This is a genomic window from Fusobacterium sp. IOR10 (assembly GCF_010367435.1).
GTDB lineage: Bacteria > Fusobacteriota > Fusobacteriia > Fusobacteriales > Fusobacteriaceae > Fusobacterium_B.
The window spans coordinates 1-9,011 of the sequence record NZ_WJWY01000046.1; the positions used below are offsets into that span (position 1 = coordinate 1).

The 9,011-nt window shown below is 27.6% G+C and carries 10 protein-coding genes; 7 read left to right on the forward strand and 3 right to left on the reverse strand.

All coding sequences use genetic code 11. From position 1 onward, the window contains the following. Positions 1–214: 214 nt before the first annotated feature. The 7 genes from GIL12_RS09480 to GIL12_RS09510 all read left to right on the forward strand — a co-directional run bounded on the left by GIL12_RS09480 (position 215) and on the right by GIL12_RS09510 (position 6,321). Positions 215–1,102 carry a DMT family transporter gene (locus GIL12_RS09480; protein WP_163470237.1) on the forward strand — a complete coding sequence of 296 codons (888 nt, stop codon included), beginning with the start codon at positions 215–217 and terminating at the stop codon, positions 1,100–1,102. Positions 1,103–1,405: 303 nt separating this feature from the next. Beyond that, positions 1,406–2,944: a sodium-dependent transporter gene (locus tag GIL12_RS09485; protein ID WP_163470238.1), complete on the forward strand. Its 1,539-nt coding sequence runs from the start codon at positions 1,406–1,408 to the stop codon at positions 2,942–2,944. A 12-nt stretch (positions 2,945–2,956) separates the two neighbouring features. Further along, positions 2,957–3,067: a MetS family NSS transporter small subunit gene (locus GIL12_RS09490; RefSeq protein WP_163470239.1), complete on the forward strand. Its 111-nt coding sequence runs from the start codon at positions 2,957–2,959 to the stop codon at positions 3,065–3,067. A 140-nt stretch (positions 3,068–3,207) separates the two neighbouring features. Next, positions 3,208–3,741: a hypothetical protein gene (locus GIL12_RS09495; RefSeq protein WP_163470240.1), complete on the forward strand. Its 534-nt coding sequence runs from the start codon at positions 3,208–3,210 to the stop codon at positions 3,739–3,741. An 84-nt stretch (positions 3,742–3,825) separates the two neighbouring features. Continuing rightward, positions 3,826–4,488 carry a YitT family protein gene (locus tag GIL12_RS09500; protein ID WP_239056090.1) on the forward strand — a complete coding sequence of 221 codons (663 nt, stop codon included), beginning with the start codon at positions 3,826–3,828 and terminating at the stop codon, positions 4,486–4,488. Positions 4,489–4,747: 259 nt separating this feature from the next. Further along, positions 4,748–4,939 carry a hypothetical protein gene (locus GIL12_RS09505; RefSeq protein ID WP_163470241.1) on the forward strand — a complete coding sequence of 64 codons (192 nt, stop codon included), beginning with the start codon at positions 4,748–4,750 and terminating at the stop codon, positions 4,937–4,939. Positions 4,940–5,100: 161 nt separating this feature from the next. Then, positions 5,101–6,321, forward strand: a complete 1,221-nt coding sequence (locus GIL12_RS09510; RefSeq protein WP_163470242.1) for an FprA family A-type flavoprotein — start codon at positions 5,101–5,103, stop codon at positions 6,319–6,321. Between the two features lie 43 nt (positions 6,322–6,364). On the opposite strand, the gene GIL12_RS09515 is transcribed toward GIL12_RS09510, so the two are convergent. The 3 genes from GIL12_RS09515 to GIL12_RS09525 all read right to left on the reverse strand — a co-directional run bounded on the left by GIL12_RS09515 (position 6,365) and on the right by GIL12_RS09525 (position 8,803). Further along, the gene (locus GIL12_RS09515) at positions 6,365–6,736 is read right to left on the reverse strand and encodes a hypothetical protein (RefSeq protein WP_163470243.1); all 372 of its coding nucleotides are present in this window, start codon (positions 6,734–6,736) and stop codon (positions 6,365–6,367) included. A gap of 97 nt (positions 6,737–6,833) precedes the next feature. Beyond that, positions 6,834–7,328, reverse strand: a complete 495-nt coding sequence (locus tag GIL12_RS09520) for a hypothetical protein (protein WP_163470244.1) — start codon at positions 7,326–7,328, stop codon at positions 6,834–6,836. Between the two features lie 158 nt (positions 7,329–7,486). Next, the gene (locus GIL12_RS09525) at positions 7,487–8,803 is read right to left on the reverse strand and encodes an MATE family efflux transporter (protein ID WP_163470245.1); all 1,317 of its coding nucleotides are present in this window, start codon (positions 8,801–8,803) and stop codon (positions 7,487–7,489) included. Positions 8,804–9,011 lie beyond the last annotated feature (208 nt).

Consider the following 9,011-nt stretch of genomic DNA (forward strand, 5'->3'; position numbering starts at 1 on the left):
GCTAAAGATTTTACTGTTTCTCCTTTCAACCTTCTTTCATAAATTTCTATTTTTTGTTTATTTGTTAATTTGGACATAAGAAATGCACCCTCCATCTTATTTGTCTAAGATTTTGGGTGCACTACAACTTAAGGGTTCTTTTTTATTTTAAAAATTGACATAATGAAAAATATAGAATATTATAAAATATAATCAAAATTAACAAGGAGAAAAAATGGATAAGAAGTTTATGCAGTACATTGTTTTGTTCCTAGGGACTTTTGCTTTGTCCACATCAGCAATTTTTGTTAAATTAAGTGAAGCTCCCTCATCTATTATAGCTTTTTATAGGTTAAGTTTTACTTTTTTAATATTACTTCCCTTTCTATTTACAAATAAAAAAAATTTAAGAGAAATAAGGGGATTAACTAGAAAACAACTTTTAATAGGTGGTGCTTCAGGAGTCTTTTTATCCTTTCATTATTTATTATGGTTTGAATCTTTAAAATTTACATCAGTTGCAAGTTCCACAGTTATAGTTACCCTTCAACCTGTATTTGCCTTTGGAGCAAGTGCTTTAATATTTAAGGAAAGATTTTCCAAAGGAGTGATATTTGGGGCTTTTATTTCCATTGTTGGATGTGTTCTTATTGGTTGGGGAGATTTTCAAATTAGTGGAATGGCTTTAGTTGGTGACATTATGGCCTTTGTAGCAGCAGGGGTTATAACAGGATATTTTTTTATAGGGCAAATATTAAGACAAGAAATAGATGTAATACCATACTCCATTGTTGGATATGGAATGAGTTCAATAATACTATTCTTTTATTCTCTAATCACAAGGGCTTCATTTTTCAACTACTCCACATTGACCTGGGGATGTTTTGTAGGCCTAGCTCTTATTTCTACAATACTAGGCCAGGTTATTTTCAACTGGCTCCTAAAATGGGTCAGTGCTTCAACTGTTTCCATGTCAATATTAGGGGAATCTGTGGGAACTTGTATTCTAGCATATTTTATATTGGGAGAAAAACTTACTTTAAAACAATTTATAGGAATATTAATTATTTTAACAGGACTATTCATATATTTCGTGAATAATAAACAAAAAAAGATAAAATAAATAAATCATAAAAATGAGCTTGAGGTTAAAAGACAATTTTAATCTTGAGCATTTTTTTAAATTGAACAAATTAAATATATTATGTTCATATAAAGAAAGGTAAAATTTGAATTTTCCCCTTGGAAAGTGGGGAAAAAAAGTAGCCATTTTAACAAAAAAATTAATAGTTCGAAAAAATAGTATTGACATAGGAAAAAAATAGTATATAATAGTTAAAACAGAAAATAAATTTTTAACAATTGATAGGGTAATAATTTTATGCTGAAAAAAGTACAAAATGGTTATTATCCAAAAGGGGGATATATGAGAGTAGAACATAGAGGCGAATGGGGTTCGAGGATGGGATTTATTTTTGCAGCAATTGGGTCAGCAGTTGGATTAGGAAATATTTGGAGATTTCCATACACTGTTGCAAGTAATGGAGGGGGAGCATTTTTAATTCCATACTTGGTAGCATTGCTTACAGCAGGTATCCCAATTTTAATATTAGAGTTTTCTCTAGGACATAAAACAAGGCATAGTGCTCCAGGAGTATTTGGTCATTTAAATAAAAAATATGAAGTAGTTGGGTGGTTTCAATCTCTAATAGCTTTTTCAATAACAACTTATTATATAGTTATTATTGGTTGGGCAGTAAGTTACGCTGTATATGCTATAACTGGAGCTTGGGGAGCAGATCCAAAAGGATTTTTATTTGGAACTTATTTACAGTTAACAGATTCCCCTATGAAATTAGGTGGTTTAAATATGAAGGTAGTAATTCCACTTTTAATTGTTTGGGGTATAAATTACAGTGTTCTTAGAATTGGAATCAAAAAGGGACTTGAAAAAGCTAATAAAATATTTATGCCTTTACTTGTTATAGCACTTTTAGTTATTGTTGTTAGAGGTATAACATTACCAGGAGCACTTGATGGATTAGATTATTTCTTAAAACCTGATTTTAGTAAATTAGCAGATCCTCAAGTTTGGTTATCAGCTTATGGACAAATTTTCTTCTCTTTAAGTGTTTGTTTTTCTATTATGTATGCTTACTCTAGTTATTTACCAAAGGATTCAGATATAGTAAATAATGCATTTATAACAGGATTAGGAAACTGTAGTTTCAGTTTATTATCAGGAATTGGAGTTTTCAGTGTACTTGGATATATGGCTTACAGTCAAGGAGTAAGTGTTGCAGAGGTTTCATCTGCAGGGGTAGGACTTGCCTTTATAGTTTTCCCACAAGCAATAAGTGCATTACCAGGATTAAGTAGAGTAATTGGAGTTGTTTTCTTTGCCTCTCTTATATTTGCGGGATTATCATCGTCAATGTCACTTATAGAATCAGTTGTAGCAGCTATTAGAGATAAATTTGATTTAACTAGAAACCAAGCTTTGAATAGATTTACATTAATTTCAGGATTACTATCTTTACTTATTGCAACTAGAGGTGGACTATACATTTTAGATATTGTAGATTATGCAACTAACCAATATGGAATTGTTATAGCAGGTCTTGCAGAATTAATTATATTTGGTTGGTTTTTCAAAACTGATAGTATAAGAAAATATGCAAATAGTCTTTCAGATTTTACAGTTGGAAAATGGTGGCTAGTATGTATTAGAGGAACATCAATAATCTTAGGATTAATGTTATTTTTAAAAATCAAAAATACAATTCATAATCCTTATGAAGGATATTCATGGTTAGCTTTAGGAATTTATGGATTAGGTGTTTTAATTGCAGTATCTATAGGAGCTGTTATATTAGCTAACAAAAAAGCTTCTAAGAAATTTCAAGAAGCAATATATGAAAATGGTATTGGAAATGAAATTAAATTAGATGAAAATAAAGATTAAAAGGAGGAGTATATGAGTACAGGAGCAATTGTTATGGGTATTTTAACAGGTACTATCCTTTGGGGTGGTTTTGGACTTTGTTTATATATAGCTTTAAAATCAGATGGTAAAAAAAATAAATAATTAATTATATTATTTTAGTAATATTAATGTGCACCTTAAATGTTAGGAGACTTCCAATGTTTAAGGTGTACTTTTTTTCTTTTAAAATCCAAAAAGAAAGAGTATAATAATTTAAATGAAATAAATTGAAAGGTGGGTTTATGAAAAAAATAATAATAATATTTAGTTTTGTTTTTCTTTTCATAGGATGCAGTAATTTAGAAAATAATAGAAATAATGAAGAATGCTATAGGGGAACTTCTTTATCAATGGGAAGGGACTTATCTTTTTCATATGATTTATCCCATAGGGAAAGGGAGTTTGTAGAATATGTGAAAACAAAGGTCGTATTTGAAATTAATTATTGTAAGAATGCAGATAAAACTTGGGCTTATATGAAACCCTTAGAAGGGGAAAGATCCTTAAGAAAGATTCTTTTTTCCAATGGAGAAAAAACTTTGGAATTAAAAATAACCAATTTTTCTATAATAGATGCCCTTAAAAGTGACGAGAAACTTCCTCAATTACCTATGACAAAAGTTGAAGTTAGAAAATTATATTCAATATTTAAAGGAAATAAACCTATAACAATGAGAGTTTATACAACAAAGGGATGGTTTGATGCAAATTTCAATGATAAATATAGATACAATCTTATTTCTGTAATGGATATTTCCCTAGGAACTAAAAATTAAAATTGACTTTTTTTAGCTAAAGTATTAAAATAAAGTCATTTGAAAAGTATTTTATTTTAATTTTTGGAGGTTATAGATATAAATATGGAAATGAATATTATTAAGAGAATTTTATTATACTGTTTTGGTATGCTTTTGCTAGCTTTTGGAGTTACGTTTTCAATTAAATCAAACTTAGGGGTATCCCCAATAAATTCTATTCCCTACGTTTTAAGTGTAATAACAGACATAAATATGGGATTATTAACAACAGGAGTGTTTTGTTTTTATGTTTTTCTTCAGGTGATATTATTAGGAAAACAGTTTAAAGCAGTTAATTTACTTCAAATTGTTTTTTCTGGTATATTTGGGTACTTTGTTGCCTTTTCAAATTCAATATGGACTTTTACCACAGTTGAAAACTATTTTTTTAGGTTATCTTTGCTTATTGTGAGCATTATTTTAATAGCAATGGGATTATTATTTTATTTAACAGCTAACATAGTTCCCCAGCCTGCAGAAGGTTTAAGTTTGGCAATATCTGAAAAAACAAATTTAGAATTTTCAAACATTAAAATTATTTTTGATTGCACTGTTGTAATTCTTGCAATAATTATTTCTTTTTCAGGAACACTTTCTGTAATTGGAATTCGTGAAGGAACAGTAATTGCTGCTATAGCTGTTGGAAAGGTTTTAAATATCCTTACTAAAAAGTTTAGACCAGCTTTGTTGAATTTACTTGAAAATAAATCAATATATGCAGATTAGAACTAAATTATGAAACAAAATAGAATAAAAGAATTCTTATTAGGAAATATAAAACAATTGCGTAGATTAGAATTTTAAAAGCATGTTCTTCTAAAAATTTTTTCATTGTTGTTCCTCCTTATAATCTTTTTTTAATTATATCATAAATATATCTAAGCAAGTAAAAATTTTCATTTGAGTGTTGACATATGACTCTTTTAGAGGTATAAATAATATTAGGTATATTGTTTATTATTTTCTTTAAAAAGGGGGAATGTTTATGAAATATTACATTAACAAAAAGACTCAAGAGGTTTATAAAGAATCTTGTGGAGAAGGAAATAATCCTGATATGGTTCTTTTAGGAGAATTTGAATATTCAGGTGAAGCTGTAGAGGCAGCAAAAGCAAAAGGATATCCTGAAGCTTCTGGTGTAGCATATGACAGTGTTGCTTGTCATACTAAAGATTAAATATCAATAAGTAAAAGGCTTAGTTAATTCTAAGCCTTTTTTATATGAAAATATAAAAGTTAGTTGCAAAAGCAACAGTAATTTAAAATAAAATGTAGTATAATTAATTTATAGGATATAAATAAATATTTAACTAATAGAGGGATACAGGAGGAGAATTTATGAAATTACAAAATTATAATTTGAATAATGATTTAATTGAAGTGGGCATTGTTGATGATAGGGATGTTCCATTCCATAGATTAACTTTAACAAAGGGAACTACATATAACAGTTATTTATACAAAACAAAAAAACCTACAATTATAGATACTGTTGATATGATGTATGGTAGAGCTTATATAGAAAATTTAAAGGAACAAATTGATTTAAATACCATAGAGTATATTGTAATAAATCATACTGAACCAGATCATTCTGGAGCTTTGGCTATACTTTTAAGAAATGCCCCTAATGCTACAATAGTTTGTGATGAAAAGGCTGTTTACCATATAAAAGAACTATATAGAGCAACTAAAAGAAAATTTTTAACTGTTAAAACTGGTGATACTTTAGATATTGGTGGAAAGACATTGAAGTTTTTCTCAACACCTAATTTACATACAGAAGAAACTATACTAACTTATTGTGTGGAAGATAAAATTTTATTTTCTTGTGATATGTTTAGTACCCACGTGGCAACTGATAAGTTTACAAATACTTTAGAATCTAATGATATAGATGAAGATTTTAAAGTTTACTATGATTTAATTATGTCACCTCATAAAATTCATGTACAAAAAATGATAGAAATAGTGAAGGGATTGGATATAGAAAAAATAGCAACTTCCCATGGATATATTTTAGATAAGGATGTTAAAAAATACATTGGTATTTATGAAGAAAAATCTAAGAATGAAAATACTATAAAAAAAGTGTCAATAGTTTATACTACAATGAGAGGAATTACTAAGAAAATAGCAACTATGTTATGTGATAATTTTAATGAAGACAAATTATTTCAAGCTACAGTTTTTAATGGTGATAAAATAGACCATGAGGAAATTTTAAAGGAAATAGAAACTAGTGACATAGTACTAATTGGTTCTTCTACAAAATATGGTGATATGATAGGTTCCATAGAAAAATTAATTTCAGATTTACCAGATTTAACAGGAAAAACAGTTGGATCTTTTGGATCTTTTGGTTGGAGTGGAGAATCAATCGAAATTATTCAAGATCATTTACAAAAAACAAATGGAAATATTTTAACTACATCTAAATGTATTAAAAAAACAGGAACTTTGGCTATGGAATTTCCATTAAGAGTTCGTTTTTCAATAGAAGAAGAGGATATTGAGAAAATTAAAAATGATGTAACATATATTAGAAGTTTATATTAAAACCAAAAAGAAGAGGGATTTCCCTCTTCTTTTTGGTTTTAAATTATTTAATATAGTTAATTTCATTTTCTGTTGAATATGTTGCATTTATATTATTTTCTATTTTTCCAAAGAATTCTCTAGCTTTTCTTGCGTCTATTTTTTCTCCATCTAAAATTTTCCATATTTTTTCTAATATAGTTTTAAAATTTTTAGGATAGTGTAAACAGTTTACTTGAGAAAAAACATATTCAACACCGCTATCTTTAATTCCAGGTTGATTACTATCCCCATTAGGTAAACATTTTCTATAATTATCTACTGATGGACACATTTCAGCCCATATATTCCATCCTTCTTTAGTAAATTCAAATTCAACATCAACCCCATTTGGTTTTTGTCTAGTGTCAGTGTAGATATGTAATTTAAAATTCATAAAATCACCCCTTAAAATTTATATTTGAATATAGTATTTTTATACAACAAAGTTGGGGATAAATCAAGGATTTTTTAATAAAAAGTCCAAAAATAGACTATCCAAGTATTTGTTTCCAAAATTTTCGACTTTCTTTATTACTAGAAAGTTTTTGAATTTCATTATTTAATTTTTTATTTTCATTATTTAGCTTGATAATTTTTCTTTTATATTCTGATTCAGTTCTAAAGATATATTCTTTTAATTTATCCACTTCTTTTTCAAAATAAAAGAGATGAATTTCTTGTTTTTCAATTTCTTCTTTTTTTTTGTGAAGAGTATCTTTTAATTGAGATAATTCTCCTTCTAATAAATCATAATCTGTTTTCTCACTTCTTATAATTTCAGACTTAAGCTCAATTTCCCAAATTTTTTGTAGAATCTCTATAGTTTCGTTTAAACTAAAACATTCATCTGTTATACAGGCTAAAGTGCTGTTACTAGCCCTGTCTATAACTTTTATTTTATTTCCTTTTTCATAAGATAAAAATATAGTTCTGTTAATATTTTTACAACCATCTAAATCTTCCCAAATTTTAATAGTTTTTATCATTTCTAACTCCTTTAACATAAAAAAACACAACTCAAAAAACCAGCAACCCTTTTTCATGCAAAGCCATAAATCACCTCTTTTAATTTTTTATTTTAATCTAGATTTTTTCTTTAATAAGAATAGATATCACCCTATTATAACCTGGAACAAACTTATTGTCAATTATGTATTTTATATAAAAATAAAACTATGAATATTGTTGTAATTATGTCTGATATTCCTTGAGCAAATATAATTCCAGAAACCCCAAAGAAGATTTTACCTATAAATAAAACTGGTAAAAAAATTAGACCTTGACGGGCTATACTAAATAAAAATCCCTCCTTTGAATATTTTATACATAATAAATAAACTATTGCAATTGCTTGAAATCCATATAAAAAGAAAAATAAACTGGCTCCAAAAAGAGATTTAACCCCTAAATCTATAACATTTATATCCTTTGAAAAAGCTTTAATTATGGATGATGATAAAATTATTTGAAGAAAGGTTAAAACTAATCCTCCACCAATTCCCCAAGTAAAAGCTTTCTTTGTAGCATCCTTAACTCTATCTATTCTCTTTGCCCCGTAATTATATGAAATAAATGTTTGATATCCTCTAGAAAAACCAGTGACAACAAAAGTAGACAAACCAACTACTCTATTGGCAATTCCCAAAGAGGCAACTAAATCATCTCCATAGGGTGATGCTACAATATTTGTTGCACTTAAGGAAAAACTTTGGAAAAAATTAATTGCAAATAGTGGGATTCCAACTTTAAGTGTAGGCTTTAATATCCACAATTTTATTTTAATATTATTTAATGATAGTTTCAGATAACTTCTATTAGTTAAATAATATAATAATAAAATAGAAAAGGATATAAATTGAGAAATTGATGTGGCAATGGCTGCTCCCTTTATACCCCAATTAAAATAAAATATAAATATAGGGTCTAATACAATATTTAAAAGAGCTCCTAAAACTTGAGATAAGGTGCTTAGTTTTAAAGCTCCTTCAGCTCTAACTAAATTCATTAGGCAAACTGAAGGTATGTGAAATATAAAAGAAAGTATTAAAATATAAGAATAATCTAAAGATATTGGAAGTACATTTTCAGATGCACCTAAAAATACCAATACTTGAGGAAGCTTAAATAATATTAATTGTAATAAAAAACTAAAGAACAAACATATAAAAAAAGTAGTTGCCAACACTTCTTCAGCTTTTTTCTTTTTCTTTGCTCCTAGCAATTCAGAAATAAAAGCTGATCCCCCATTTCCAAATAAAAGTCCAATACCAGGTACTAAAGTTAATAATGGATAAACAACTGATATTGCACTCATGGATAAAGTTCCTAATTTTGCTACAAAATAACTGTCCACTAAATTATAAAAACCAGTTATTAATAATCCTACTATAGTTGGTACACTTAAGTAAATCAACGATTTGTTCACTGTACATTCTGCCATCATATATAATCTTTTGTTCAAAATACCCCCCGTAAGAGTTTAGTTGCTAAACTCTTAAATCAAAAAATTAGCCTACCATTTTAAGGTAGGTTTAAGGATTTTAATGGGTCTATAATATTTGGTGTTGGTATTTGTAAAAATACTAATGCCTTTATTTTTTGCAAAAAAAAAATTGAGACAAATAAAAAAATCCGTTACAATTAAGTTGCGACACCAAAAGAAAGGATGT

What these genes read in the sequence shown, in the direction of transcription:
- GIL12_RS09480 (WP_163470237.1), top strand. Translation starts at nt 215, where the DNA reads ATGGATAAGAAGTTTATGCAGTACATTGTTTTGTTCCTAGGGACTTTT.
- GIL12_RS09485 (WP_163470238.1), top strand. Translation starts at nt 1,406, where the DNA reads ATGAGAGTAGAACATAGAGGCGAATGGGGTTCGAGGATGGGATTTATT.
- GIL12_RS09490 (WP_163470239.1), top strand. Translation starts at nt 2,957, where the DNA reads ATGAGTACAGGAGCAATTGTTATGGGTATTTTAACAGGTACTATCCTT.
- GIL12_RS09495 (WP_163470240.1), top strand. Translation starts at nt 3,208, where the DNA reads ATGAAAAAAATAATAATAATATTTAGTTTTGTTTTTCTTTTCATAGGA.
- GIL12_RS09500 (WP_239056090.1), top strand. Translation starts at nt 3,826, where the DNA reads ATGGAAATGAATATTATTAAGAGAATTTTATTATACTGTTTTGGTATG.
- GIL12_RS09505 (WP_163470241.1), top strand. Translation starts at nt 4,748, where the DNA reads ATGAAATATTACATTAACAAAAAGACTCAAGAGGTTTATAAAGAATCT.
- GIL12_RS09510 (WP_163470242.1), top strand. Translation starts at nt 5,101, where the DNA reads ATGAAATTACAAAATTATAATTTGAATAATGATTTAATTGAAGTGGGC.
- GIL12_RS09515 (WP_163470243.1), bottom strand. Translation starts at nt 6,736, where the DNA reads ATGAATTTTAAATTACATATCTACACTGACACTAGACAAAAACCAAAT.
- GIL12_RS09520 (WP_163470244.1), bottom strand. Translation starts at nt 7,328, where the DNA reads ATGATAAAAACTATTAAAATTTGGGAAGATTTAGATGGTTGTAAAAAT.